The 26,766-nt window shown below is 59.8% G+C and carries 30 protein-coding genes; 18 read left to right on the top strand and 12 right to left on the bottom strand.

The features are described 5' to 3' along the window. The 4 genes from Q1A63_RS24300 to Q1A63_RS24285 all read right to left on the bottom strand — a co-directional run. Positions 1-1,624: hypothetical protein (locus Q1A63_RS24300; protein WP_298976475.1), on the bottom strand; the 1,624-nt coding region annotated here is incomplete at its 3' end. 181 nt (positions 1,625-1,805) lie between these two features. After that, entirely contained in the window at positions 1,806-3,248 is a 1,443-nt protein-coding gene (locus Q1A63_RS24295; protein ID WP_298976473.1) for a UdgX family uracil-DNA binding protein, read from the bottom strand. Positions 3,249-3,256: 8 nt separating this feature from the next. After that, on the bottom strand, positions 3,257-4,492 hold the full coding sequence (locus Q1A63_RS24290; RefSeq protein WP_298976471.1) for a putative DNA modification/repair radical SAM protein: 1,236 nt from the start codon (positions 4,490-4,492) through the stop codon (positions 3,257-3,259). A 176-nt stretch (positions 4,493-4,668) separates the two neighbouring features. Further along, the gene (locus tag Q1A63_RS24285) at positions 4,669-5,220 is read right to left on the bottom strand and encodes a fasciclin domain-containing protein (protein WP_298976470.1); all 552 of its coding nucleotides are present in this window, start codon (positions 5,218-5,220) and stop codon (positions 4,669-4,671) included. Positions 5,221-5,380: 160 nt separating this feature from the next. On the opposite strand from Q1A63_RS24285, the gene Q1A63_RS24280 reads away from it, so the two are divergent. The 5 genes from Q1A63_RS24280 (at position 5,381) to Q1A63_RS24260 (ending at position 8,681) form a co-directional block, all read left to right on the top strand. Further along, positions 5,381-6,094 carry a cytochrome b/b6 domain-containing protein gene (locus Q1A63_RS24280; protein ID WP_298976469.1) on the top strand — a complete coding sequence of 238 codons (714 nt, stop codon included), beginning with the start codon at positions 5,381-5,383 and terminating at the stop codon, positions 6,092-6,094. A gap of 1 nt (position 6,095) precedes the next feature. Next, positions 6,096-6,887 (top strand): molybdopterin-binding protein, encoded by a 792-nt coding sequence (locus Q1A63_RS24275; RefSeq protein ID WP_298976467.1) that lies wholly within the window; start codon positions 6,096-6,098, stop codon positions 6,885-6,887. Between the two features lie 169 nt (positions 6,888-7,056). Further along, entirely contained in the window at positions 7,057-7,518 is a 462-nt protein-coding gene (locus Q1A63_RS24270; RefSeq protein WP_298976465.1) for a hypothetical protein, read from the top strand. 48 nt (positions 7,519-7,566) lie between these two features. Beyond that, a complete protein-coding gene (locus Q1A63_RS24265; RefSeq protein ID WP_298976463.1) occupies positions 7,567-8,166 on the top strand; it encodes an RNA polymerase sigma factor in 600 nt (199 codons plus the stop codon). A 38-nt stretch (positions 8,167-8,204) separates the two neighbouring features. Next, on the top strand, positions 8,205-8,681 hold the full coding sequence (locus Q1A63_RS24260; RefSeq protein ID WP_298976462.1) for a cupin domain-containing protein: 477 nt from the start codon (positions 8,205-8,207) through the stop codon (positions 8,679-8,681). Here Q1A63_RS24260 and Q1A63_RS24255 read toward each other — a convergent pair. Then, a complete protein-coding gene (locus Q1A63_RS24255) occupies positions 8,678-9,130 on the bottom strand; it encodes a prepilin peptidase (protein ID WP_298976461.1) in 453 nt (150 codons plus the stop codon). The genes Q1A63_RS24260 and Q1A63_RS24255 overlap by 4 nt on opposite strands. 235 nt (positions 9,131-9,365) lie before the next feature. On the opposite strand from Q1A63_RS24255, the gene Q1A63_RS24250 reads away from it, so the two are divergent. Continuing rightward, positions 9,366-10,973, top strand: a complete 1,608-nt coding sequence (locus Q1A63_RS24250) for a DUF4331 domain-containing protein (protein WP_298976459.1) — start codon at positions 9,366-9,368, stop codon at positions 10,971-10,973. A 25-nt stretch (positions 10,974-10,998) separates the two neighbouring features. Beyond that, a complete protein-coding gene (locus tag Q1A63_RS24245; RefSeq protein WP_298976458.1) occupies positions 10,999-11,226 on the top strand; it encodes a hypothetical protein in 228 nt (75 codons plus the stop codon). Between the two features lie 72 nt (positions 11,227-11,298). Here Q1A63_RS24245 and gspK read toward each other — a convergent pair whose 3' ends face one another. From gspK to gspL, 7 genes are read right to left on the bottom strand one after another with little or no spacing between them, the layout of a single operon-like run. Next, positions 11,299-12,114, bottom strand: coding sequence for a type II secretion system minor pseudopilin GspK (gene gspK, locus Q1A63_RS24240; protein WP_298976456.1), 816 nt, complete (start codon positions 12,112-12,114; stop codon positions 11,299-11,301). Continuing rightward, positions 12,111-12,605 carry a prepilin-type N-terminal cleavage/methylation domain-containing protein gene (locus Q1A63_RS24235; protein ID WP_298976455.1) on the bottom strand — a complete coding sequence of 165 codons (495 nt, stop codon included), beginning with the start codon at positions 12,603-12,605 and terminating at the stop codon, positions 12,111-12,113. Before Q1A63_RS24235 ends, gspK begins: the two co-directional genes overlap by 4 nt. Continuing rightward, positions 12,602-13,669 carry a penicillin-binding protein activator gene (locus tag Q1A63_RS24230; protein WP_298976453.1) on the bottom strand — a complete coding sequence of 356 codons (1,068 nt, stop codon included), beginning with the start codon at positions 13,667-13,669 and terminating at the stop codon, positions 12,602-12,604. The genes Q1A63_RS24235 and Q1A63_RS24230 overlap by 4 nt, the downstream gene beginning before the upstream one ends. Before the next feature lie 33 nt (positions 13,670-13,702). Further along, positions 13,703-14,893, bottom strand: a complete 1,191-nt coding sequence (locus Q1A63_RS24225) for a type II secretion system F family protein (RefSeq protein WP_298976452.1) — start codon at positions 14,891-14,893, stop codon at positions 13,703-13,705. A gap of 2 nt (positions 14,894-14,895) precedes the next feature. Beyond that, on the bottom strand, positions 14,896-16,359 hold the full coding sequence (locus tag Q1A63_RS24220; protein ID WP_299632648.1) for an ATPase, T2SS/T4P/T4SS family: 1,464 nt from the start codon (positions 16,357-16,359) through the stop codon (positions 14,896-14,898). After that, positions 16,356-16,793, bottom strand: a complete 438-nt coding sequence (gspM, locus tag Q1A63_RS24215; protein ID WP_299632646.1) for a type II secretion system protein GspM — start codon at positions 16,791-16,793, stop codon at positions 16,356-16,358. Before gspM ends, Q1A63_RS24220 begins: the two co-directional genes overlap by 4 nt. Further along, positions 16,793-17,830 (bottom strand): type II secretion system protein GspL, encoded by a 1,038-nt coding sequence (gene gspL, locus Q1A63_RS24210; RefSeq protein WP_299632645.1) that lies wholly within the window; start codon positions 17,828-17,830, stop codon positions 16,793-16,795. Before gspL ends, gspM begins: the two co-directional genes overlap by 1 nt. A 218-nt stretch (positions 17,831-18,048) precedes the next feature. Between gspL and gspG the strand changes: the two genes are divergently transcribed. The 11 genes from gspG (at position 18,049) to Q1A63_RS24155 (ending at position 26,615) form a co-directional block, all read left to right on the top strand. Next, positions 18,049-18,525 (top strand): type II secretion system major pseudopilin GspG, encoded by a 477-nt coding sequence (gene gspG, locus Q1A63_RS24205; RefSeq protein WP_298976445.1) that lies wholly within the window; start codon positions 18,049-18,051, stop codon positions 18,523-18,525. After that, entirely contained in the window at positions 18,522-18,998 is a 477-nt protein-coding gene (locus Q1A63_RS24200) for a Tfp pilus assembly protein FimT/FimU (RefSeq protein WP_299632644.1), read from the top strand. The genes gspG and Q1A63_RS24200 overlap by 4 nt, the downstream gene beginning before the upstream one ends. A 5-nt stretch (positions 18,999-19,003) precedes the next feature. Next, positions 19,004-19,378, top strand: a complete 375-nt coding sequence (gene gspI / locus Q1A63_RS24195; RefSeq protein WP_298976442.1) for a type II secretion system minor pseudopilin GspI — start codon at positions 19,004-19,006, stop codon at positions 19,376-19,378. Then, positions 19,375-20,241 carry a type II secretion system protein N gene (locus Q1A63_RS24190; RefSeq protein WP_298976441.1) on the top strand — a complete coding sequence of 289 codons (867 nt, stop codon included), beginning with the start codon at positions 19,375-19,377 and terminating at the stop codon, positions 20,239-20,241. Before gspI ends, Q1A63_RS24190 begins: the two co-directional genes overlap by 4 nt. A gap of 5 nt (positions 20,242-20,246) precedes the next feature. Continuing rightward, the gene (gene gspD, locus Q1A63_RS24185; RefSeq protein WP_298976439.1) at positions 20,247-22,145 is read left to right on the top strand and encodes a type II secretion system secretin GspD; all 1,899 of its coding nucleotides are present in this window, start codon (positions 20,247-20,249) and stop codon (positions 22,143-22,145) included. Beyond that, positions 22,145-22,744, top strand: a complete 600-nt coding sequence (locus Q1A63_RS24180) for a sigma-70 family RNA polymerase sigma factor (protein WP_298976438.1) — start codon at positions 22,145-22,147, stop codon at positions 22,742-22,744. Before gspD ends, Q1A63_RS24180 begins: the two co-directional genes overlap by 1 nt. Then, positions 22,741-23,397 carry an anti-sigma factor gene (locus Q1A63_RS24175; protein WP_298976436.1) on the top strand — a complete coding sequence of 219 codons (657 nt, stop codon included), beginning with the start codon at positions 22,741-22,743 and terminating at the stop codon, positions 23,395-23,397. Before Q1A63_RS24180 ends, Q1A63_RS24175 begins: the two co-directional genes overlap by 4 nt. Positions 23,398-23,401: 4 nt before the next feature. Continuing rightward, the gene (locus Q1A63_RS24170; RefSeq protein ID WP_298976435.1) at positions 23,402-24,157 is read left to right on the top strand and encodes a DUF4198 domain-containing protein; all 756 of its coding nucleotides are present in this window, start codon (positions 23,402-23,404) and stop codon (positions 24,155-24,157) included. 65 nt (positions 24,158-24,222) lie between these two features. Beyond that, positions 24,223-24,567: a metalloregulator ArsR/SmtB family transcription factor gene (locus Q1A63_RS24165; RefSeq protein WP_298976433.1), complete on the top strand. Its 345-nt coding sequence runs from the start codon at positions 24,223-24,225 to the stop codon at positions 24,565-24,567. After that, on the top strand, positions 24,557-25,012 hold the full coding sequence (locus tag Q1A63_RS24160; protein ID WP_298976431.1) for an SRPBCC domain-containing protein: 456 nt from the start codon (positions 24,557-24,559) through the stop codon (positions 25,010-25,012). The genes Q1A63_RS24165 and Q1A63_RS24160 overlap by 11 nt, the downstream gene beginning before the upstream one ends. 190 nt (positions 25,013-25,202) lie before the next feature. Further along, entirely contained in the window at positions 25,203-26,615 is a 1,413-nt protein-coding gene (locus tag Q1A63_RS24155; RefSeq protein WP_298976429.1) for a VPLPA-CTERM sorting domain-containing protein, read from the top strand. Positions 26,616-26,766 lie beyond the last annotated feature (151 nt).

Raw genomic sequence — 26,766 nt, 5'->3', positions numbered from 1 at the left:
CAGGAGCAGGAGCAGGAGCAGGAGCAGGAGCAGGAGCAGGAGCAGGAGCAGGAGCAGGAGCAGGAGCAGGAGCAGGATTGGCCGCTGGCGCTGGAACAAGTTCAGGCGCGGGAACGGGCACCGAAACCGGGCCGACTGCGGGAGCCGGGGCATCGGCTGGCGCAACTGCGGGTGCAAGTGCCGGGACGGGGGCGGCAGGGGGTGCAGGTGGCAGACTCTGTGGTCCAGCATCGGGTCCGGGGCCCGGCCCGCCCGGCGGTGCGACAGCGGCAGCAGCCCCCGGACCCTGCTGTGGCGCAGGCGCGCCGTACAGGAAGGCCCCGGCCTGATCGCCCGCGCGGACCGCCTTTGCCCCGGCAATCCCAAGACCTGTGACACTTGCCGCCGTTTTCCCAACCCCTGCCGCCATTTCAGCGCCACTGGCCATGGTCCCGATGCCATCGACGATGCCCGCACCCGCCGAGAACCCGGCCGTGACCGCCTCAACCGTATGCGCCAGCGCTGACAAGCCTTTGAGCCCCTTTACAAAAATCGCGGTTTTCCACCCGCCCTTACCGTCGAGCAGATCTGCCAAAGCGGTCGCGAGTGATCGGACGAGTTTGGCAATTGCGAAGATCATCGACGGAATTTTGTAAAAAGACGTCGGATCGGCCATCAAGGCACCAACGCCGGCGACGATGGCCTCGATCGTGCGTATGGTATCAATCGCCGCGAGCCGTAGCCCCTTGGGTGCGTTTTCGCGGTACATCAACGCGCCGCGGCCGAATTTTAGCGCCCCAACGATCAATGCGAGGATCGACGGGACAACCAATGGAATGGCGCCGAACCCGGCGCCCGCCACCAGCCCCGCAATCCCTGCGATTATTGTCAGGCTGGCTTCGGCCATGACGAGACCGGCCTTCATTTTCTGGGTCAGCGGAATTTTCAGGCGCTGTGCCACCGACCCAGCATTGTTCCAACGGGCGACGGTGCTCCGGTTCCCTTGATGCATGACGCCGTGGGGGCCGAACCCGGCTTGCAAGGAGCCTTGCCACTTGTGGTAGTCTTTGCGCGACATTTGCGTAACGGTCGCGCCCATCTGATCTGCAAATCCTGAAGGGCAGGGGGTGTTGGGGACGCCGATCAGTGCCGGATATTGTACCCGTCCGCTGGGCGCGTTCTGCCGTTGCAGGGGCGTCGAACTGCGCCAGGCCATCGGTTTTATCTGGTGAGATTGCAGCTGCGATACCGGCTGGCTATTCCCAACCTGCGGCGCGATCCCCTCCGGTGAATTTCCTGGCGTGGCGACCCGGTGCATCATCTGGGGAAGCGGCAGCATCGCGGGACCTGAATTCGCCACCTGTTGCAGGTCATGCATCCGTTGAACTGCTGGGTCCCTGCCTGCTTTGGCCTGCAGCGCCTTCAAATTCGGGGTGCCCGCGCCTGCAGCCTTTTGCAGTTGGTGCAACTGATGTGTCGCCGGGTTACTGCTCAGCGCATGCTGCAAGCCTCTCAAACCTGCGGTTTGCTGGGTTTCATGCGCTGCCCTTTCGGGGTCAAGCTCGAGTTGTTCGGTCTGCGAAGCCTTTGCTGAAGCTTTGTTTTTACCGCCATGCGCATGTGCCGGAGTGGCATATTCAGCCAAGGCAATTCCCTTTCAGGTTGAATTCCGGAATCGTTGGAAACAGAGCTTAGACAAAACGAGCCACAAGTCATGCAAAATGCGCGGGCTTGTCGTCGATAGGAGCGCCAGATCGCATTCATGCGTGACCTCTGCAGCACAATTCAGCGGAGGGTGTTGCTCTTGGCAAAACCGATGAAAAGTTTCAGTTGTCTGGCCGCTTAGGGTTGCCTGGGTCCCGGGCCTCCTGCACCGCCAGACGAAGATCGTCCTGCAAATCGGCGATAGTCTGTTCCCGCTTTGCCTTGTCGCTGAGGCGCAAAATATAGGAGGGATGATAGGTGATCAAAACCGCGCTGCCCAACCGTCCGCGTTCGACCGTGCCGCGCCGGTTTGAGATATTTGCCTCCGATCCGGTCAGGGCTTTGGCCGCGACAGCCCCCATGGCAAGGACAAGCCTGGGAGAAACCAGCTTGAGCTCGGCATCCAGCCACCAAGCACAATGCTCAATTTCGGATACATTAGGACGTTGGTGGATCCGGCGCTTCCCGCGCGGCACAAATTTGAAATGCTTGACCGCATTGGTGATGTAGACAGTGTTGCGGTCAAGACCTGCGCGCTTTGCAACCTCATCAAAGACCTGGCCTGCCGGACCCACGAAGGGTTTGCCGCGTAGGTCCTCCTGATCGCCTGGCTGTTCACCTACAATCACCAGATCGGCATTTGTCGGGCCTTCGCCCGGCACCGCTTGCGTGGCGGTTGCATGCAGGGGGCACCGGGTGCAAGTGTGGACGGCTGCGGGCAGATCGCTGATCGGGCCGCCCCAGGACGACAGATTGCGGCGCTGCATCGCTTGCACCTGCGCCATCCGCGCAGGCGGCAAGGTTGGCGCGGCTTGAGCCATCGCGCGGGCGCGGGCCGGGGCGGTCGAGATCAGTTCGGGGATCGATTCGGCCTCGGGCATGTTTTTCCAGTATTTCTTTGGCATCTCGGATTGCATCGCCTGTACCTTGAGCCGCGCGGGATTGAATATATTGCGGAAATACGTGACCCACAGGTCTTCATGTGCATCATCGGGCAGGTCAGGCTTGGGGCGATCCGTGTCGAACCTCAATGCGCCCCCTTCACAGAAAACCGAGACATCCGGCGTCAGAATGCGCCAGTCCATATCGCCAAATCGGCGTTGGAAAAATCGCGCTGTCGGCTCAACCGTGTGGTGTGTCGGCTCGAACCATGCAGCAAATGACCGGCGTGGTGCAGCCGGATCACCGATTTCGCGGAACCGCACGAAGGCCTTCATCTTGTGCTGACAACGGTGCACATTCTTCTCCATGGCGCGCAATTTCGCCATCGCCGGGTCGCCACGATCACCGATGAGCAAGGGCTGCGACTGCAACCGCCAAAGCATGTGGTAGAGGCGCGAAAACCGCTGCGGGTCGTTGTGCCAGACAACGCTGTTGGCGAGGCTGACGAAGCTGCGATGCACACGGATTTCCGAAGGCTGGATCGGTGCGGGCGTCTCATCAAAGAGCCCGCGCGCCATCGCGTCATCGCCCCATGTGACATGCTCGGGCGGCGTGCCTCTGGACAGCAATCCGCGTGCGGCGTCCCGCCAGGCGGCTGCGGCCCCGATTCTGGGCACGGTCATGTGCTGCGTCATAGCAGGGAAAGTTGCTCAGGCGGCGGCGCAAATCGCGCCCGCAGATCAGCGCTATCCGTCAGTTTCGAGGGGCTCCACCCGCCCGCCGTGACAAAGGCGCGCGCCTTTTTCATTAATGCGCCCATGCGCAGGAGGTCCTCGTAGCGCAGGTGCCGGTGGCGACGTGTGGTCAGGATACGGTTGACCGTTTTGACACCAAAGCCCGGGATGCGCAGCAACATGTCTTTGTCAGCGGTGTTCACATCCATCGGGAACAGGCCGCGGTGCTGCAGCGCCCAGGCCAGTTTCGGGTCGATCTGTAGATCAAGATTGCCGTCCGGCGTCGCCGAAGTGATCTCGTCTAGCGCGAACCCATAGAACCTGAGCAACCAATCGGCCTGATACAGCCGGTGTTCCCTCAGCAAGGGCGGGCTGATCAATGGCAGCTTGTCCGAACTGTCAGGGATGGGCGAGAAGGCAGAGTAATAGACACGTTTGAGCCGGTAGCTGGCATAAAGCCGTGTGGATTGCCGCAAAACCATCGTGTCGTTTGATCCGTCTGCCCCAATGATCATCTGGGTAGACTGGCCCGCTGGCGCGAAACGCGGGGGTCGCTTACCGGTGTGGGAGCGGTCCTTTGCACTGTCTTTGAGGACCCGAACATTTGCCATTGCCTGGCGAATTTGCTGCGGACTCTTTTCCGGCGCAAAGCGTGTGACCGAGGTATCCGTCGGCAATTCAACGTTGATCGACAGCCGGTCGGCCAGAAGGCCTGCCTCCTCAATGAGCTCCGGCGCTGCGTCGGGGATGGTTTTGAGATGAATGTATCCGCGAAAATTCTCTTGTCGACGCAGTTTGCGCGCGATCTGCACCATGTCCGACATCGTGGCATCGGGTGATCGGATGATGCCGGAGGACAAGAACAGACCTTCGATATAGTTGCGACGGTAAAAGTCGATGGTCAGCCTGACGATTTCATCCACCGAAAACCGGGCGCGTGGCACATTCGAGGACACGCGGTTCACACAGTAGCTGCAATCGTAGATGCAGAAATTCGTCATGAGAATTTTCAGCAGGCTGATGCAGCGACCGTCGGGGGCGTAGGCGTGGCAAATGCCGCTGCCTTCGTTTGATCCCAGACCTTTTCCATCGCGGGAATCGCGCCGGGACGATCCGGAAGATGCGCAAGAAGCATCGTATTTCGCCGCATCGCTCAGGATTGCGAGCTTGGATTTCAGGGAGAGCTGCGCCATTCGTTCACTTTATGTTCTCATTTGAGGTGAGGCAATATGTAAATTCGATTGCAGCACGGGCGACACCTGAAATGGCATATGTCTGGTAAAGCAATCCGGCGGTTCAGCCGTCCTCCCAAATGAAAAAAGAGGAGCAGTATTGCCCCTCTTTTCCAATGCACGCCGGTATGAACAGATTATTTTGGCAGCAACACGGTGTCCACAACGTGGATGACACCGTTGGACTGGTTCACATCCGCGATGGTCACCCGACCTGCATTGCCGCTTTCGTCATAGACGTAGAGCACACCGGATTTGACCTGCGCCGAGAGCGCGTCGCCCGAGAGCGTGTCGAGGTGAAAGAAACCATCGGCACTGGCGCGTGCCTTGGACATCAGTTCCCGGCCCGACAGCTTCCCGGCAATCACATGCGCGGTCAGAACTTTCGTCAAGGTGCCCTTGTTTTCGGGTTTCAGCAGGGCTTCCACGGTCCCGTCGGGCAGTGCCGCAAAAGCGTCATTGACGGGTGCAAAGATTGTGAACGGGCCTTCGCCCATGAGCGCGTCGACAAGGCCCGCTGCTTTGACGGCCGCAACAAGGGTGGTGTGATCTGCTGAATTCACGGCGTTTTCGACAATGTTCTTGTCGGTGAACATCGGCGCGCCGCCAACATCCGGATTGGCCGCAAAGGTGACGGTGCCCAACATGAGGGCGGCGACGGTCGAAGAGAGTCTGAGCGTTTGGATCATCTGATTTCCTTTCGTTTCTGATCACTCCCTCGCTGCATGAGGGATTGCTCAAGAGACGGGTGGTCACCCCGGAAAGTTTCAAAGTCCCGAAATCGATCCACGCCGAAACCTTAGGCGGTTGTATTGCGTACCTCAGGGCAATCAACAAGGCGGGCAGAACATGCATAGCAACAGCAAAAGCAACCGGTGGATCAAACGGCAAACGCGCATCACGCGGGTGACCCATTGGGCCTGGGCGCTGTCGATGTTTTTCCTCCTGGGGTCTGGACTGCAGATATTCAACGCGCATCCAACGCTTTACATCGGCGACCAATCGGGGTTTGGCTTTGACAATTCCGTGCTTGCGCTTGGGTCGGGGGCGCGGGCCTTTCCGGCATGGGCAACCCTCCCAAGCGGTGTGGATCTGGCGACAGGGCGGATCATCCACTTTTTCTTTGCCTGGGTTCTCGTGGGCAGCCTGTTTCTGTGGCTCTTAGGGGCGCTTTTGTCGGGGCATCTCATCTGTGATCTCATCCCGCACAAAGGGGATTTGCGGGATTTCAAACAGGATGTGCGCGTGCACTTGCGCCTGCGACTGCCGCATCGGCGGCACTACGGCCCCTTGCAAAAGTTCAGCTATGGTCTGGTGCTCTTCATATTGTTTCCGCTGATCGTGGCCACGGGGCTTGCCATGTCACCGGGCATCAACGCCGCAGTCCCATGGCTGTCGGAGGTACTGGGGGGGCGTCAGACCGCGCGCACCCTTCATTTCTGCGCCGCCTTCGGATTTCTGGCGTTTTTCATCGTGCATGTTGCGATGGTGCTTTTGGCGGGGCCGGTGAACGAGATGCGATCCATGATCACCGGTTGGTACCATCTGGATGAGGGTGAGTGAGATGGCAGGCGCATTGATCACCCGCCGCCGCGCCCTGCGCATGACAGGATCGGGCCTTGGCGCGATGGCCCTTGGCGGATGCAACATCCTTGATGGGTTGAGCGATCTTGATCATCCGCTGCGTGCCTATATGGAACGCGCAAATGTGCTGACGATGGCAGCGCAACGCGGACTGCTGGACCGGGACGCCTTGGCGCAGGAATTCCAACTTGCCGACATTCGTCAGCCGCAGCGGCCCAATGGCGTTACCAACCCGCAGGACGCGGACTACCTCAAGCACCTCAATGCAGAATTCGAGACCTACAGGTTGGAGGTTTCCGGGCAGGTTGCACGCCCGCTGTCGCTGTCTCTGCGAGCACTTTCCGCGATGCCCGCGCGCAGTCAAATCACGCGTCACGATTGTGTGGAAGGATGGAGCTGCATCGCCCAATGGACCGGCGTGCCACTCTCGACCGTGCTTGAGCGGGCGGGTGTGCTGCCCGGTGCCAAATACGTGCTGTTCCACTGTTTTGATACGATTGAGCGGAGCTTGTCGGGGGGCGTCAAATACTACGAGACCATCGACCTGGTGGATGCGATGCACCCGCAAACCATTCTGGCATACGGCATGAACGGTTCGGCACTTCCGGTGCCAAATGGCGCGCCTTTGCGGCTGCGGGTGGAGCGCCAGTTGGGCTATAAAATGGCCAAATACATCCGCGCCATCGAGGTGGTCGACAGTTTTGAGACCTTTGGGCGCGGGCGGGGCGGATATTGGGAAGATCGCGGATATGAATGGTACGCAGGTATTTGAGCGCGCATTCCGTTACGTCAGGTGCATCCGTCTTACCTGCTGGCCCGTCCTTTCCTGATACACGGGAAACCCTCAATCATGACGCGAAGCGATGACCCTCAGTTCTCAAATTCTATCCTCTCTGCGCAAGCGGTACGACATTGGAGACGCAAGACCGCGCGAAAGGGATATGCGTCTTCTTGCGCCACTGTCTGAATCGCTTGATGTGGCGCGCCCGGGGCAGGGGCTGCTGGATGACATCGAAGCGGAGCTGGACAACGATAAGGATGCCAGCAGGCCCCCCAGAGCGCGGCATCATGGGCTGACACGGATGATCCTGGTTTTTGCGGCGGGCGCCCTTGCCGCAACAGTTTCCACGCTGGGCATGGTGGCGACCCAAGACGCGGGACAGCAGATTATTGTCCGCCCGGCACCGGGTGATGCGTGGTTGCCACTGGGCGCGGTGTCATTTGAACGGGCGGCGTTGCGAAGTTTTGTCGCCGAAAAATGCCAGGACAACTCTCACCTTGGCATCGTCCTAAGCGGTTATCAGCAAAAGGAAAAACTGATCGCGCCCGAAGACGATGCGGAGATTTCAGGCACCTCGCTGATGGCATCTGAAGAAAAAATTCTGATGCGCTGCAACTTTTGAGCCTGGGTCTCCGTCCTTGCTAGGTGCCAACAGAATGGGGAGACTGCCGTGGGAGTGACCAGACTGGTGCCCGCATCGGAATCGGAAAAGAGCGAAACCAAGCCTATGGCCGCGACGGAACAATGCCGACAACTGGCACAATTGCTTGCCGCCTGCGCGGAGGGTGACAGGGCAGCCTTTCGCCGGTTTTACGATCTGAGTGCGCGATACGTTTTCGGGGTGATCCTCGCCATCATGCGGGATCATGATCTCGCCAAGGAAGTGGCACAGGAAGCCTTTGTCCGCATGTGGAAAAGGTCACATCAGTACCGGCCCGAAAGCGGCAACCCGCTGTCGTGGATCGGCACCATCGCCCGCAACTGCGCGATTGACCGGCTGCGATCAGAACGCACCCGTGGTTTTGTTGAATTTACCGATGATGTGCCGGAGTTCTCCAATCTTGATGACCCGGCAAGCCATACGCTCGACAGCCTGGTGATCCGCCGTCTTCTTGCGGACCTGCGCCCCGATCATCGCAAAGCGCTGATGCTTTGCTATTTTCAGGGTTACACATATATCGAACTGGCGAGTGTGATGGACATACCCGTTGGCACGGCAAAAAGCTGGGTACGACGCGGATTAGCCGCTTTGCGTGAGGCAATGGAATGACACAGGACACCGACAACATAATGCGTTCACTGGATAAAATGGTAAGCAACCTCAACACGATCCCGGCCATTCCGGGCACGATGCCTCAGTTTGGCGGTGAAACGGATGAGCTGCTGACGCAGATGGCACCCGTGGCCCAATCGCTGCCCGGTGCGGAGCCGCCGGATGATCTTTTCGCGGCGATTGAAGCCGAGCTGGATGCGGAACCTTTACAGCCCACGCAGGTCCAAAGAGCAGATGAGGGGACGTGGGAGCAACGGTCGGAATTCGTCTGGAAAAAGATCCTGACCCAGGATCCGGACACGGGCAGATGCATGTATCTCTTGCGCTGTTTGCCGGGTGCGCGGATCAAGCCGCATGTCCATGATCGGGCTGAGCATCTCTTTATCATCGAGGGCGAATTCTGGATGAACGACAAGCTTTACACCGCAGGGGATGCCCAGTGTTCATTGCCGGGCACCGAGCATCATGAGATTACCATGCCCAATGGCTGCCTCGTTCTTGTGAGCGCCTAGGTAAAGGTTTGAACGCACCACTGCAGCAGAAAGCTGGCCGAAAGCCACGGGCCAAAGGCCAGCTTTTGACGTTTCAGGATCAGCGCATAGCTGAGCGCCGACAGGGCGGAGAGGGCGACCAGCCCGGGTAGCGCCGCCCACCCCAGCCAGGCCCCTGCCGCTGCGAGCAGTTTGGCGTCCCCCAGGCCCAGGCCATCGACGCCTGTGCGGCGGAAATAGACCTCTCCGAGGCCTGCAAAGACGGCGAACCCTATCGTCAGTCCAATGAGCTGTGATATTGGCCAGCCGCCCGTGGTCACCGCGGCGATCCCAAGTCCTGAGAGCACCAGCAGGCCATTGGCCAGGTCGGGAATGCGCAGATGGGAAATGTCCCAAAGGCTGATCCAGCCAAGGATCACCATCAGCCATAAGGTGGCGATGACCTGCACCGCATCAGGTGACGCAATCATAGCATTCTCTCCCGAAAACAACCCTGTCTATCAAGCAATACGAGGCGCCCTCGGTATTTGTTGCAGCGGCTGAAACTAATTCTCGGAAGCGCCCGTTTTAGTGAATACAGCTTGAACAATCCCGCAGCGGAGACCCCGCGACAGGACCGAAACCGCTGTCGCGCAGAGCCCAGGCAAAAGATGCATCTTTTGCCAACGGAGAAGCTTTGCGTGAAACAAAACGTGAGGAAAAACCATGAAGACCCAACGACCCCTTGCCATGAGCAGTCTGCTTGCCGCGGCGCTGATGGCGGCCGCAGCCCCTGTGACGGCCTCGTCGCACCGCGAAGCCCCTGCGATCACCGAACACCCCAAGGTGGATGGCACCGATTTCTACATCTTCCGCAGCTATGAACCCGGCCGCGAGGACTACGTAACCTTTTTGGCCAACTATCAGCCCCTGCAGGTGAACTACGGAGGCCCAAGCTATTATACGATGGATGCGGATGCGCTTTATGAGATCCACATCGACAACGACGGCGATGCCATCGAAGATCTGACCTTCCAGTTCGAATTTGACAATCAGCTGGCTAATGGCGGCGCTGGTATCGGGCTCGATATCAACGGCGAACAGGTTGCCATTCCGCTGAAATATGCGGGTAAAATCTTGCCCAACGACCAGTCGTTGCTGAACGAATCTGAAAGCTATGGTGTTACACTGGTCCGCGGGGACCGGCGGAGTGGCACGCGCAGCGTGGTGACCCGCGCTGGCTCAGCAAGCGCATCCTTCACAAAACCGCTGGATCACGTCGGCCTGAACACGCTGCCGGACTATGATGCTTATGCAGATCAATACATCTACGACATCGATGTGCCGGGCTGTGAAACACCCGGTCGGGTTTTTGTCGGTCAGCGTGCGGATGGTTTTGCGCTGAACCTCGGCGAGGTTTTTGACCTCATCAATCTGGTCCCCATCGAGGGGGACAGCGCCCCCGGCGCGGGTGATGGCGGCGGTCAGGACGGCGGCATCACGCAGAGCCGCGACAACGATGATGTCTTTGGCAAGGTCAACGTCTCCACGATTGCGCTAGAGATGCCGATTTCCTGCCTGACATCGGGTGATGAAACGGTGATCGGGGGCTGGACCACGTCGAGCCTGGCGCAGGCCGAGTTGGAAGATGCGACACCGGGCTATGAGGCCACCTCCAAGATCGGTGGCGCCTGGGTGCAGCAGTCGCGGATTTCCACGCCGTTGGTGAACGAGATTGTCATTGGTATCCCGGACAAGGATCGCTTCAACGGCTCCGAGCCCATCGACGATGTCGATCTGGCCACCTATGTCACCAATCCGACGTTTCCGGCACTTGTCGATATTCTCTTTCGCACGCCACTTGGCGCGGCCGATGACATCGCGCCGTCCAATTTCCCCCGCCAGGACCTTGTCACAACTTACCTGACCGGCTTTCCGGGGCTCAATCAGCCGGCGAATGTGCAGCAGGGTGAAATGCTGCGTCTGAATACGGCCATTGCGCCCACGCCGCGCGCAGAACAGCACACGCTGGGTGTCGTTGGTGAGGATCTGGCCGGTTTCCCGAACGGCCGTCGTCCGGGGGATGACATCATCGACGTGTCGTTGCGCGTTGCAATGGGGGCACTCTGCCACCCCGTCCCGCTTGGCGCGGAACTGGGTGTTGACGGTGCGGTTGAGGATGATGCCAGCGATCTGATCAATCTGGGGCTTTGCGCGGAAGGGGATGCGCCCGTGGGGACCGTCGCCTTTACCGACGGCGCGCCGATTGCGGCAACAGAGTTGCAGAACCGCTTTCCCTATCTGAACGCGCCGATCCCCGGATCGCCCAATTGATCCGCTGCATGGAAAGGATAAACACATGACGATTTTCTCTTTTCGCACCGGATGCCTCATCCTCGTCGCGGTTGGCCTTGTGGCCTGCGTCGACGGGGAAGGCGCGAGCGGCGAGGCTGGCGTTGCGTCAGCAGTTGCCGCGTTTGGCAGCGATTTCCAGATGGCGTTCAATCAGGGGCGCAACGATACGCCGATCGATGTCGATCTCGTGACCCTGACTCTGGACCGTACGGCAGAACCGTTCGAATTCTGATCTGTCTGTAGAACAGACTGTAAGCACAGGGCGTCGCCGGAAACCTCCGGCGGCGCTTCTTTGTGTCCGGCATCAATGTCGCGGCATATCGATGACCAGCTCGCTTTCCGGATCACGTATCACTCTGCGTTTGTAGGAAAGATCCACCGTGCCCACCGCAGCGCGCACCTCGATATCGTAGCTGTCCGACCGCCACCCGGCGAGCGCAGGCTGCACAACCCCCAGGTCAGAGAGATCCTTGCCAGTCAGATAGCCTTGGGCCGTGCGCCGCGCGCTCAGGTTGCGTGCCACAATCGGATTTGCAAAAACCGCCTCCAGCACAGGTTCCGACGCGGTGTTCAGGTTGATCAACTGACCCGCTGGCAGCGCGGCGACGTAGGGGGAAAGATCTTCCACAAACCGGTCACTTATGCCATGCGCGCGCAGTTTTGCCACAGAGACCAACGGCCCCTCGCGGGCGATGACGTCGGTGATTTGCGGAGCAAGTTCAGCCGGCAGTTCCAAAGCCGTCAGCAACGCAGAAAATACCCGCTGTTGCGCAATGGCACTGCGGCTCAGGCTGTTGAGATTGAAACGCGCCTGTGCATCATCGATGGACACCGAATAGCCGCCGAAATCATAGGTAACCTGCTCCTGCGCGACCCGCGCCCACGCCTCCTGCAGGTGATCGCTTTCCGGGGCCGCGCGCAGATCCCGCGCCAACGCGGTGCGCAACGATGCTACGCCGCCCTTGGCAAGGGCAAAGGCCTGCGCCCGATCCGACGCCTTTTGCGTTTCGGATATTGCCTTCTCCTGTGACAGCAGCATGGTCTGAACCAGGGCTGCGGAGATCGCCATGACCAGCAAGACATTGACCAGCGCAACACCTTGATCCTGGCGCCGCGTCATTCAGGCAACGGGAGGTTTTGCGCAAGCCGGACCAGCTTGCGAATGGCCGCGGAACGCGCGCCATTAGGATAGAGGGTCATTTCGACGCCGGGTGCGATGGCAGCAGCGCTGTCTTCAGATAAGGTGCGCCAGGAGGCCGATGCGGGCAGGGGCAGTATCTGTTGTGCAACTGCAGGCATGCCTGGGCGCTCGATCCTACGGACCAGGCCCTCTTGTTGTGATTGATAGATTACCTGACTTTCTGCCGTCGTCAGCTTGACCCAACCCTCGCCGAGCGAAAGGCCCGGTTGCGCTCGAAGGACATCTGCTTCGAAAATCCGGAACGCGCGGTCGAGATCGGAATGTTCTTCCAACCGGCCACCGGTTTGGCGGTCGGTGCGCAGAATTGTGTCGAGCACGGTAAAACTGGCCAGACCGATCATGGAAAACACAGAAAGCGCCACAAGCATTTCGATCAACGTGACGCCAGCTTGGAGGTCGCGGTCGGTCATGCGACTTTGCTGACCCGCCCGTCCCTGAGCTGGAGAATGGCAAGCTGGCGCGCGCAGGTTCGATCTTTGCGAAACGAGCATTGACCAAGCAGGCCCTCGCGCGGGGGCATGCCGGTCATTTGCACCCGTCCGTTCCGGTCTCTGGGGAGGCTGTTGGCGAACATGACCGCATCCACCGCAAGGCCTGACAGAATGCCCATCTCCTCCCCCAGCTGGCTTTGGTAGCTGGAGGACAGGCTATTGAAAAGCCGCGGATCCGGTCCGGCAAACCGCAGTGTTTTCAGGGGGGCCAAGTCACCTGTCGGGACATCCGCCCACTGCAGCGATCCGATAACGCCCAGGCCAGCCTGTTCAGCGATCTGCGCCGCGCGCCTGCTTTTGGCATCGGCCGATGGCAGATAGAGGCTGTCTGGCAATTGGCCGCCCCCTGCCTCTTTCAGCCGTTCCAGCAAACCCTCAGGTGCTGCCATTGGGACCGGCGGCATCAGTTTCAGGCGGTGGGTCTTTGCGGCGGCCGCCAGTGCAGTTGCAGATTGTGCGCCAAAGTCGCCACCAGGCTGCATCAGTGCGATGGAATCCCAGCTGTTTTTCTTGGCAAACCCCGCTGCGGCGATTGCGGAGTGCGCAGGGGTGACGCCAAAGACCCATGCCCCGGTGGCGGCCAGGCGGTCGTCATTGGACAGTGAGACCACCTGCGCTTTGGGGGGCGATGCCATCACCGCCGCGGTGTGATCTGAAAACAGCGGCCCTATAACGACTTCTGCGCCTTCGCCCTCCGCCCGGTCTGCTGCTGCAACGGCACCCTTCGGGGTTGGCCCGGTGTCGAAAATTTCAACACGTTGCGGCAGCCCTCTGCTGTCCTCGACGAGCCACACTGCTTTGGCCATCGTTTGGCCCAGGTCGGTTTTTGGACCCGAGAGTGGCAGCAACAGCGCGGTGCGGGCAGGTTGGATGGTTGGTGCGCCCCGGGGGGCGGTTGTCTGCGCACAGGCAGCCAGTGCTGGCATGGCCCCCAATGCCGTGAGGCGCGACAAGAACCGGCGACGAGAATAAGAGGCGTGCATTGCGTGATATCCTTCTGAGGTTTCAGGGGGTATTCAACCAACGAGATTGTTGAGATTTACGATCGGCAGCAGGATCGCGAGCACAAGCAGCATTACGATACCGCCCATGACCAGCAGGACCAGCGGCTCGACCAGACCCATCAGGGCTTTCACAATCGCGTTGAGCGACTGCGCACTGTCGTCGGCGTAACGGGACAGGGTGCGCGGCAAGGTCCCGCCCGCCTCGCCGCTTGCAACCATCGTAATCATCATTGCGGAGAAAACACGGTGACCAGCCATGGCCTGCGACAGAGCCGCACCATCCCGCACGGCATTGGCCACCTCGCGGACGATGTCCCGATATGCGATGTTGCCAACGGTGCCACTGGCGGCTTCAAGCGCGTCATTCAGTGTCACACCGCTCTGCGTAAGGGTCGCGAGCGTGCCGGCAAACTGCGTTGCAGCGATTTGCCGGTTCAATTGCGTTTTCAGCAGAAAACGGTGCCATTCCATACGAAATTTTGGCAGGCGCATCATTTGCCAGACTGTGACGGAGGCGGCCGCGAGCGTGAGGGCGATCCAGGGCCACCACACCTGGATGCCTTCGCTCAGGGCGATCAACCCACGTGTCAGGCCCGGCAATTCGGCGCCACGGCTCGCAAAAACCCGCACGATATCGGGCACAACAAAAACCAGCAGCGCCGTGACCACCGCGAGCGACACAAGCGCAAGGATTGCCGGGTAGATAAGCGCAAGCTGCACACTGCCCTGGTTTTTTGATCTCGTCTCCACGTGATCCGCCAGATGGGCCATGACTGCGCCCAGTCGTCCGGCACGTTCGCCAGCACGCACGGACGAGGTGTAGAACGTGTCGAAGGATTTCGAGTGCTGCTCAAGTGCGGCGGCCACGCTCTGACCTTGCAGGATGTTTTCGTGCAGACTGCGGACGATCCGGGCGGTGCGGGCCCCGGATTGATAGGCGACCGCCGTCAGCGCGTCTTCGATGCGCACGCTGCTTTCGAGTAGGGTGGCCATCTGACGGGTCAACGCGGCCAATTCTCTGGATGACAGGGATTTCCTGGCGGGCAGGGAAAATGTCACCTTCGGACCCGCTGCTCTAAGCTCCACCGGTAGAAGTCGCTGCGCGCGCAGGGCCTGTGTCGCGGCCTGCGCGCTGGCGGCCTCGATTTTTCCGCGCTGGGTGCGGCCGTTTTCCGTCGCTGCGACGTAGTGAAAGAACGGCATCCTCAGGCCTCGCCCTCATATGTGACGCGCAGCACTTCCTGCGGGGTGGTCAGACCGGCACGGATCTTTTCCAAACCGTCGTCGATCAGGCCTTTTGACTGTTTGCGCGAGATCCCTTGGATCTCGGCCTCGGACAGCCCATCGGTGATTGCACGTTCCAAAACCGCACTGCCTTCGACCACTTCGTAGAGCGCAACCCGTCCGCGATAGCCGGTTTGCCCACAGGCCATGCATCCGTCGCCACACTGCACGGTTGCCTCCGGTGAAATGCCCAGTGAGGCCGCTTCGAAGGCGCTGATCGGGACAGGCACGGCGCATTCCGCGCAAGTTCGGCGCACTAGGCGTTGCGCAATAAGCCCGCGGATCATCGGGGCCAGTAGAAACGGCTGCACGCCCAGATCGACCAGCCTTGCGATGCTGCCCAACGCGGTGTTGGTGTGCAGCGTGGACAGCACCAAATGACCTGTCATTGCGCTTTCCACAGCGATGCGCGCGGTTTCACCATCACGAATTTCACCGACCATGATCACGTCGGGGTCCTGCCGCAGAATGGCGCGCAAGCCACGTGCGAAGGTCAGATCGGTGGCGGCGTTCACCTGCATCTGACCCACCCCGGCGAGGGCGTATTCAATCGGGTCCTCGATGGTCATGATGTTGCGCTGACGGTCATTGAGCGCATCCAGCGCGGCATAGAGCGTGGTGGTTTTGCCCGATCCCGTCGGACCGGTGACAAGGATAATACCATCCGGTCGCTTCAGCATTCTTTTGAAAGCGGCCTCTGCCTCTGTACCCATCCCGAGGCTGGACACCCCGGCACGGGTTTGACCCCGATCAAGCAGGCGCAGGACCACCCGTTCGCCGTATTGCGCGGGCAAGGTCGAAATGCGCATATCCAGTTCGTATTCGCCGACGCGCAGGGACACGCGCCCATCCTGGGGAACACGTTTTTCGGATATGTCGAGCTTGCCCATCACCTTGATCCGGCTGGACAGCAAGGGGGCCAGCGCGCGCGATGGCTCCAACACGTCGCGCATGACGCCATCGACCCGAAATCGCACGACGAGACGTTTTTCCTCGACCTCGACATGTACGTCTGATGCATTTTCACGGATGGCTTCCAGCAGCAGCGCATTGATCAAGCGCACAACAGGCGCATCGTTGCGCTGGTCCAACAAGTCATCGACCGCCGCGGCACTATCTGCCAACTCCGCCAGATTTGTCCCGCCAAAATCGGCCTCCGCCGCGGCGCCCGCAGCCTCATGTGCATTGTCGCGGTACTGGGTTTCGATATGGTCCGCGAGGATGGTTGCGGAGACCTTGCGCAAGCTCAGTAACTTCGCCTGATGCCGCTGTGCTTCAACAAAGGCCGTCAGCGGTGTGTCGTTGGTCACCAGACAGGTCTCGCCGTCCTCCAGGACAAGCAAGTTATGGTCGCGTGCAAATGCGTAGGGAAGCCGCGCAGTCATTGATCTGTTTCCACCGTAATTTGTGTGGCTACGATTCCGGGTGTGGTGCGGCGTCCGATCTCTACGGATGCGATGCGCAGACCTTCCTGCTCGGTCAGGGCGGCCATCCATCCGATCACCGCGCTGTAGGGGGCGTCGTCCAGCGTGATGGACATCGCGTTTTCGGATGGGTCCAAACGGCGGATGGTCAGATCGGCGGCCTTGGCCCGCTGCGTAATGATGGTCTGCAGAGGTTGGCGTGCGACAGGGCGGGTTTGTTCACCAACGGAGGTGACAAGCAGATCCGCAATCGCATCGGCCTTGCGAATTTCGGTGAGGCTTGCCGCTCTCGCGGTCATCATTGGCATTACGATCAACACCCATGCTGCAGACACCACCGTCAGCAGCATGGCCAGGCCAAGCAGGCCTTTTTCGCGATTGGTCAGGTCTCGCATCACGATGCGGCCCTGATCTGAAGCAATACTTCTGCGCCGCTTTCCGTCGCGGTTGCCGTACCGCTGGTGACGCGCAATCCAGCATCGATCAGGGCTGCTTCGGCGGCCTGCAGTGCCCCGAATTCACTGCCCTGTACGAGCAGCGTCAAAACCCCCTCGCGCGCACCGTATCGCAATTCCCGAAAGGTGATCTGATCGGCCTGAGGTTTCAGCGCCGCGGAGGCATGGGTCAGAGTTGCCATGAATCGATCCTGTTGTTTGGGGGTGCTTTTGTTGACCAGCTGCGCAGTGATCAGGCGCAGCGGCTGATCTGGCGCAAGACCGGGGGCGCGCTGGGCGAGCCTGTCTGACACATCCGCGATGCGCTGCTCTGCGATGTTGGACAATGCCCGTGCATCTGCAGCGAGTAGGGAGATCTGGCCAAAAACACCGAGGATCAGAGCAGCGGCGGCAAATCGCAAAAACCGGCGTGGCCCTTTTTTGCGGTGTCGAAACCGGCCATGTCGCAGGTCCAATTGCAAATCCTGCGGGTCGGGCGGCGGTGGGTTTGCAGAGATATCCGCTGCTTCCACGCCATCCGGTAGCGCCTGCGTTAGGGAAAAGAGCTCAGGTTTATCGGCTAGGGTCCAGCACGTCGCAAAAACATCGGCACGGCACACGAACCCGGTGCCATCAGAGGCGCGGACGTAAATCACATTCCCCGCGCGCCAGAGGTTCCAGGCAGGGCGTTTTGCATCTGGTCGCGGGATACCCAGAATGTCGGGCAGGGCAACACCAGCTTGCTCGGGATCGACCGCCACCTGCGCCAGCGCGGTTTCGTCGCAGACAGCCACGAGGTAATGATCGTCACCGATCAGCGGGCCCAGAACACACTGTGATGTGACTGGTGCCTCGCACAGCTGATCCACCAATGCGAACCTCAGCGCTTTCATGCGCTGTCGATGGGTGTTGACCGGCAGAGACACGCAAAAAAGGCTGACATTTGCGCTTGGCACCACAATGGGGGCGGCAAGATGGGCAGCTGTGGCAGCTTGCACCAACCTGTCTTTCAGAGCGGTGCAGACAGCCGGAGCAACGGGGGGCTGAGGATACGGGACGAGGGCGCGTGATGGGGCAATCGCACCCCTATCAGTGATTTCAGCGCAGCCACCATCTTCTTGTGTAAACATTTGTTTTTCCACAATAAAAAGTCTTTTCAGCACGATTTTTTGTGCCTATGTACTCAGATTTACGAGACTCAGAAGGAAAAGGTTTCATGACACAACTTAGCTGCAAACATCTCCCCACCCGCTCTGGCAATGCAGGCGTAACCCTGATCGAAATGATGGTGGTGCTGGTAATGATCTCGGTTGTTGCCGCGATCATTGTGCCCAATGTGATCGGTCGACCGGACGAGGCGCGCGCCAGCGTTGCCCAGACAGATTTGCGTTCGATCGCAAGCGCGCTGGAGCTCTATCGGCTGGACAACCAGACCTATCCGACCACCACACAAGGGCTGGCCGCCTTGGTTGAGGCGCCCATCAGCCCGCCCCTCCCGCGCAACTGGGTGCAGGGGGGCTACCTGACAAGCCTGCCGCAGGATCCTTGGGGAAACGCGTATGTCTATCAATCGCCGGGCACCGTGGGCGCGTTTGACCTCATGTCGCTGGGATCTGATGGCGCGGCTGGCGGGGACGGACCTGCCTCGGACATTGCCTTGGGCGATCGGCAGGCTACGGGGCTGTCGCAATGAGGCACCGGGCGGGCGATGCCGGTGTGACGCTCATCGAGATGTTGGTGGTCCTTGTCGTGATTGGCATCATGGCCAGCACAGTTGCGATGTCGTTTCGCCCAAAGACCTCCGGCACAGCGCCGGAGGTGACCGCGCTTAAGCTGGTTGCGGATCTGCGTCTTGCCGTGCAGTTCGCGATTGACCATCAGCGCGGCTTTGGCGTGAAGGCGGGGCCGGAGGGATATAGTTTCTGGACCATCGGTGCGGGTGGTTGGGAGCCTCATGCTGATCCGTCTCTGCGTCGATTGAAACCTTTTCCGGACACCATGCGTATCTCGGTGCAGGACCACGAAGACATGGTCTTTGCCGTGTCACGGTATCTGGTGCCCGCAGGCAGCACACCCTGGCAGGTAACATTGAGGCAGGGGCCTTTTGCGCATCAGGTGACCTTTGACGGGGTCACCGCGCAATGGGTTCAGACAGGCGGAGACTAGACAGGATGCAAAGGGTTCAAGACGCGGGATTTACCCTCATCGAAGCGCTTGTAGCTCTTGGCATCCTGTCGACTGCCACTGTTTTCCTGCTTGTCGCGACACAGACCCATGTGGCGCGCGTCGGACAGATCGCGGATCGCAGAACGGCGCTCTGGGTCGCGGAGAACCGGCTGGTCGAACTGGAATTGGGCATGACTGAATTGCCCGCCGAAGTCACCGCACTGGGGGGGCTCTGGGCCGTGACAACAGACAGGTCCGCGACCGCAGACCCTGATTTGGCGCGGGTCGATATCCGGGTTGCGCGCGCAAATGGGCTGTCCGATGCCGTGCTGGCCTTGCTCACCGGCTTTGTCGACGTCCGAAAGGCGAATGGCACATGAAATTCGACATCTGGCATCTGGCGCAACTGGGGCTGGCGGGAGCCTTGATCACCTCGTTCACATGGCAGGCGCCGGCCGTGGTCCGGCATTCTTTCGGCATCTTCATTGAGGAGAAAACAGCCGTGGCAGAGGTGCATCGCGCGGATGCACCCGTGGAAACACTGGATCTCTCCGCAGTGCTTGCACTGGCACCTTTTGGACGTCCCGCCGTTGCGCAGATTGCCAAACCCGGGGCGTCGACCAAAACATTGCCGGATTTGGAGCTGAAGGGCATTCTTTCAGCGGCGAATGCCGAGGCTTCGGTTGCCTTGATCGCTGTCGCAGGTCTACAGGGTCTCTACGCAGAAGGGCAAGCGATCTCGGAGTACCTAAGCGTTGCGACGCTGGCCGCCGATCACGTCGTGGTGCAGACAGGAAAGGGGCAGGTCATCCTGCGTTTTGACGAGGCACCCGCCCGCGGCACCGAAACCTCTGACAAAAGCGCGACCGCTACGTCGATAAACGACCGGTTGCGCGCCGCTGTTGTTGTACCAGACCGAAAACCGCAGGTCGATGCGCCGGAAACCACGTCTGACTACATCGCCTATTGGCGGCGGAAGATTCGCAAAAACCCCGAGGCCGTGCTCGAAGACCTTGGGCTTGAGCCTGCGGACGAGGGCTACCGCATTGCGCAAAAACACAATCCCGGCGTGCGACTGGCTGGCCTGCGCGCAGGCGATTTGGTGCGCAGCGTCAACGGCAAAGCCGTCGGAAACCCGGATGAGGATCGCCAGGCCTATGACGAAATTGCCGCCGCTGGTCAGGCGCGTCTGGAGGTGCAGCGCGGCGACAAGCTTCTCACATTTTCATTTCCGCTCAGGTGACCGCGATGCGCCTCATCAAATCAACGATTTTCGCCGCACTGCTGATGGCGTCGCCGCTGCAGGCACAAACAGCGGCAGAAGAATTCGTCATCAATCTGCGTGACACCGAGATCACAGTATTGGCAGAACAGGTGGCAAAGATCAGTGGTCGAACGCTGATCGTTCATCCGGACCTGCGGGGGGAGATCAGCGTCGTATCGGCGGAGCCGCTGGATGCAGAAGGCGCCTGGGAGCTTTTCCAGTCCATTCTGCGGGTTCGCGGATTTCAGGCCGTGCAAAGCGGCGCAATCTGGCAGGTGCTGCCGCTGGAGACCGCCCGCACGGCGTCGCGGGTCAACGGAGCTCAAAAGCCGGGAAGTCAGGATTTTGTGACGCGTCTTGTGACGTTGAAACGACTGCCCGCCGCTGAGGCCGTTCGCGTGCTGCGCCCGCTGGTCGCGGCCTCGGGGTCCATCGAGGCGCTGGAAGACCCCAATGCGGTGCTGATCACCGATACCTTCGAAAGCACCGCGCGGATCATGCAACTGGTTGCCGATCTGGATCAGGAGGATACGCGGCAGTCTCGTGTTTTGCGGTTTCAACACACCCAGGCTGCGATCATTGGTGCTGCAATTGCCGAGGTCCTGGGGCCTGACCCGACCGGGGCGCGCCTGTCGGTTGACCCGGTGTCGAATACGCTGCTGGTGCGCGGCACCGCCGAAGACCTTGCGGAAATAGGGGATCTCGCGCGCTCGATGGACATTCCGCCAGAGGAGAACCCCCAGGTTGCCCTGAACACCGAAGTGATCCGCTTGCGGTTTGGCGAGGCGACGCAGGTGGCGGAACTCGTCCGGGCGACGCTGGCCGGATCGGCGGGTCTGACCAACCCTGTTGCAGAAAGCCTTGAAACCGCGAGCCTGCAAAGCACCGTCGCCAGCGAAGACACGCCAGAGGTTTCAGTGCAGGCCTCGACCGAGCTGAATGCGGTTGTGGTCCGTGGAACGGCGGCGCAGATCCGCGAAGTTGTGGCCCTCGTCGGGCGATTGGATCAACGTCGGGCACAAGTCCTGATCGAAGCCGCCATTGTAGAGGTTTCGGGTGATGTGGCACAGCGGCTGAGCGCGCAGCTTGGCTTTGGCGATCTGGCGCCACCGGGTGGGTTGGCGGCGACATCGTTCAGCAACGGTGGTGTTTCTCTTGGCTCCGTACTTGCCGCCATCGGTGTGCCAAACGCCTCGCTGGCGCCACCGGGCGGTTCATTCAGCATCGGCAACGACAATTTCGGACTTTTGCTTCAGGCGTTGAATCAGACCAGCAAGGCCAACCTGCTGTCGACGCCATCCCTCACCACGCTGGACAATCAGGCCGCCTCCATCGTGGTGGGTCAGAATGTCCCGTTTCGAACCGGGTCTTTTGCGACCGATGGCAACACGGTACAGCCTTTCACGACGATCGAGCGGCGTGATGTTGGCATCACCATGAACGTATTGCCACGGGTCAATGCAGGCGATGTGGTACGTCTGGACATCAGCCAGGAGGTCTCCTCGCTGGTCAACGCCAACCTGGAGGGTGCGGCCGACCTGATCACCAATCGACGATCCATTCAAACGAGCGTTCTGGCGGATGATGGCGCGACCATCGTGCTGGGCGGATTGATCACGCGAGACGATCTGGAAAGCCTGCAAAAAGTGCCGGGGGCAGGGGACATTCCGATTTTGGGCAATCTTTTCAAATCACGCAGCACCACCCGGAACCGACGGACACTTTTCGTCTTCTTGAAGCCCACAATCCTGAGATCCGCGCCGGATATTCGCAAAACCTACGACGCACGCCTCAAGGCGCTAAGTGGTGCGCGGGCAGAACAAAGGGGCAAGGCAAAAGTCACCCGCGCGCCGGTGCGACTGGAAATTGGAGGGCTCTATTGATGAAAAATACGATTGCAACCGATGGGCAGGTACAGGCATTTTCTGAGACGCAGATCGGGGAAGACCTGTCAGACCTGATTTGCCGCGTGGCGCTGCGAGACCGCGTCGCGTTTGATGCATTATATCAGTTGACGTCTCGCAAGCTCTTCGGGGTCGCCCTGCGGATGCTGAAAGACCCCGGTGAAGCTGAGGACGCGATACAGGATATCTACGTACGTATCTGGCAAAAGGCGGATCATTTTCGTCCCGGGCAGGCGCAACCGATGTCTTGGTTGATCGCGATTGCGCGCAACCTGTCCATTGACCGTCTGAGGCGGCGCAAACCTCCGGCGGTGCCGATCACGGATGCCAGCGATGTGGCTGATCCCGCACCGGGACCCGAAGCGATGACAGCACAATCGATGCAGCGACAGCAACTGGATCGGTGTCTGGACAAGTTAAGCCCGCGCAAGGCCGAAGCTGTGACATCTGCCTACGTCGAGGGATACAGCTATCAGGAATTGGCCGACAGGTTTCAGATGCCTTTGAATACCGTGCGGACCTGGCTGCGCCGCAGTCTTTTGTCATTGCGTGAGTGTCTGAAGGAGAATTCGCTGTGACGGATACTGAAACACAACACGCGGAGGCCGCAGAATATGTCATCGGCCTGATGTCAGACGCGGAGCGGAAAGCATTTGTGGATAAACTGAATGGATCGCCAGAGCTGGCGCGGATTGTCGTGGAATGGGAGGACAGGCTTGCGCCGTTTGACGCGGCGTATCATCCCGAAACGCCACCAACGAGGGTGAAAGACGCAATTGATATGCGGTTGTTCGGCCAGGAAAAGGTCCGTAAAACATGGTGGCGCGGCATATCGATCTGGTCTGGTGCGGTGGCGGCCGCTGCGATCATAGCGGTTTTTGTCGGCTTTGGATTTCCCCCGGACGCGCCTGAATATGTCGCCCGCCTGGATGCCGTGGAAACGGGATACGCTTTTGAAGCGACCTTTGATCAAGATGATCGGGGGTTGACTGTGACCGTTTTGGAAGCGCGCGCGCCGACAGATCGCGATTTTGAGGTCTGGGCCATCGGCGAGACCGGCGTGCCGGTTTCTCTTGGCGTTCTCCCGCCAAACGGCCAGATTGAAGTGCAGGGCAATGTTCTGATTTCAGAAGGCGTAACCCTGGCCATCAGCCTTGAACCGCCGGGCGGGTCCCCGACCGGTGCGCCAACGGGGCCAGTGCTATCTGCGGGTGTTTTCAAGGATGTTTAGGGTGATGAGCCTGGCGCTGCTGTGTCTCATGTCTCAGGTTGCCAATGCGCATGAGTATTGGCTTGAGCCGGATGCGTTCGCGCTCGATCCACAAGCGGCACTTTCTGTAACCGTGCGCATCGGCGAAAATCTTGAGGGTCGCTCGTACCCGTTTGATCCGCGCGCCTATCGATACGCTGTGTGGTCCGGTCCCGAGGGCCGGGCGGATTTGAACGGGCAATCCGTTCGCGGCAGTTTGCAGAAGCTGCAAGCTTTCGGTACGGGGTTGCACAGTCTGACGGTCTCATCTTTTGAGCAATCCCTGACGTATCCCTCCCAAGACAAGCTGTTGCAGTTTTTGAAATCGGTTGGGCAGGAGGCCCTTCTGACCTCGCCTGCTGCGAAAACCCTGCCCGCCGCGCAAATCACCGAGAACTATCGCCGGTCTTCCAAGTTATTGGTTCACTTCGGGACCATGCGCGGTGCGGATAGGCGCGTGGGATCGGATCAGGAATGGGTCGCGGTGGAAGACGGATTTATCCTGCATGATCGTCACGGCGTGATCGCAAACCACCCTGTGCAGATTTATTGCCGCTCCCCAAAGGGCGCGTCTGCAGTGGTTCGGCAGGAGGTGACAACAGATGGGCAGGGAAAGATCTTTCTCCCGCTGCCCCCTGCATCGCAGTGCTTGCTGAACGCGGTCATCATTGAACTTGAGGGGGCTTACAGCGACCTCGAAAGCGATTGGGTATCGCTTTATTTCCAAACGGAAGAGCGCTGAAGCTGATCTTCAGGCTTCCGGGTGACCGACTTGCCGGGTAGGAGTGAATCGATTATCATAACCAAATGGTTATGGATTCGAGACAGCTTGATCTCGTCTTTGGGGCGCTCTCCGATGCAACGCGGCGTGGTATTCTGGCGCAGCTCTTGGAGGGGGACGCGAATGTCGCGCAACTGTCTCGACCCTATGACATGTCGCAGCCGGCGATCACCAAGCACCTGAAGGTTCTTGAGGCGGCAGGGTTGGTGCAGCGGTGGAAGATTGGCCGCGAAACCCATGTGCGCGCCCGATCCGATGCAGCGGAACAGGCGGCGGCCTGGATCACACAGTATACTATGTTCTGGAAACAGCATTTTGACGCAGTAGACGAAATTCTGGCCGAAAAACGGAGTAGGAAAGATGACCCTTAAGACTTCATTCGAAAATGGCGTTCTCACGATCTCGCGTCTTTATGAAATGCCCCAAGCGGATGTGTTTGCCGCTTGGGTCGAAGCGGGGCAGACACAGGAATGGTGGGGCTGCGAAAACACCACGCATGTCAAATCGGAGATCGAGGCGAAGGTGGGCGGTAAGTATGAGCACGCGATGACAATCACTGGCGCGGGGCTTTACCCGATCCTGGGGAAATTCACTGCTTTTGAACCGCCAGCACGGCTTGCTTACGAAATGCCGGGGATGTCAGAGGGCGAGACCATGCAGGTGGACGTGGAGTTTATCCCGCGTGGCGACGGGACCGAGGTGAAGTTGACCCAGTCTGTTCTGCCCAGCGAGCTCAGCAAAGTCATCCAGGCGGGCTGGAGCGCCTCCTTTGAGAGGCTGGCGCGATACTTTGACGGTGAAAGGCGCGCGGCTTAGCAGGGCACCTTTGGGCTCCGCCGGAGCCTCGTTGAGATCCAAAAGATGCGCGCGACCAGCCCGGGCGGGCTCGGCTTAAACCCGCCAGTCACATAATCGTTTCGAAAGTCTGCTTAGGGTGCTGGGTGGTAGCAAGCTATACCTCGACGATGAAGATTTATCGGGTTCATCACCCTTGGGAGGACTAAGCATGAGGCATATCGCTCTGATAACGGCCATGATCGCATCAGCGGTTGCAACACCACTTACGGCGCAGAACAGGATCGATGGGCAATCGACCGATGCACCGGAACTGGCGGCCTATGGCGATCTGCCTGTCGGCGTGCGTCAGATCGAGTTGCTGAACAAGGACCAGATCGACATTCTGTCCGTTGATCCTGCGGGCGACGGGTCAGATGAATTGCCGCGATATGACCGGCCCTTGACGGTGGAAATGTGGTACCCTGCGGCCGAAGGGGCGACGGGCGATACGTCCTTTAACACTTTTCTGCGAGATGGGACCACGGAAGTAACCCTCGAAGGTCGCGCAATGCGTGATGCGGCACCAGCGGAAAGCACAGATCCGTTCCCATTGCTGCTGATGAGCCATGGATATCCCGGCAATCGGTTTTTGATGTCGCATCTGGCTGAAAACCTCGCCTCCAAGGGGTATGTCGTCGCATCCATCGATCATACCGATTCAACCTACCGCACGCAGGCGGCGTTCGGATCGACCTTGGTGAACCGATCTCTGGATCAGCTGTTCGTACTGGAGCAGATGGCGCAGATGAACGATGATAAAACCTCCGACCTGGCCGGGCTTATTGACGCAAATAACACTGGTCTGCTGGGGTATTCGATGGGCGGCTATGGTGCGATTGTCACTGCGGGCGGCGGCGTGACCGAAACCTCGGTCGCCTATCCCTGGGGCGGGCCGCAAGGGACGCTGGGCATCCATCAGGCGGGCAGCGAAACGCATGAAGCGCTCCCTGACCCGCGGATCAAGACAGCCATCGCCATCGGCCCCTGGGGCATGAACACTGGCTTCTGGGACGCCGAAGGGTTGGCGGGCATTGAGATTCCGATGCTGTTTATTGCCGGATCGGAGGACGCCACCTCCCTCTATGAGGACGGCGTGCGCAAGATCTGGGAGGGCGCAACCAGCGTGGACCGTGCCCTGCTGACGTTCGACGGTGGCGGTCACAATACGGTCGCCCCCATCCCCGCGCCGGAAGAGAGTTTCTATTTCAATGACAGATTGGGGTTCAACGTGTCCGAACACTATATGGATGCGGTTTGGGACTCGGTATTCATGAACAATGTTGGCCAGCACTTCGTAACTTCCTGGCTGGATGTTGAGCTGAAAGGCGAAACCGAAAAAAGCGCGTATCTCGATCTACTGGACATCGGGGGCGAGGGCGTCTGGTCTGTGAATGAGGATGGGACCCTCCGGGAAGATCACACCTATTGGAAAGGCTTCGGCGAAGGCACCGCGGAGGGATTGCGGTACGAGGTCTTGGCCGCGTCACCAACGCCGGTTCCCTTGCCTGCATCGGCTTGGTTGCTTGGGCTGGCACTCAGCGGGCTCGGTGCGATGCGGCGCAGACGCGCTACGAAAACCTGAGCAAGTTTGCTTTGCCAGGGGGTGGCCCGTAAGCTTGCCGAATTGGCTAAGTTGCGCTTCAGAGAACGATCAGTACACCTGTCCCGAAGGTCACGCTCTCAAGCGGTCCCGCCACAATTGCTCTGACCCGAGCAGAGGGCTGGTGAGCGGC

The organism is uncultured Roseobacter sp. (genome assembly GCF_947499265.1).
GTDB lineage: Bacteria > Pseudomonadota > Alphaproteobacteria > Rhodobacterales > Rhodobacteraceae > Roseobacter.
This window is presented reverse-complemented; position numbering and strand designations above follow the sequence as displayed.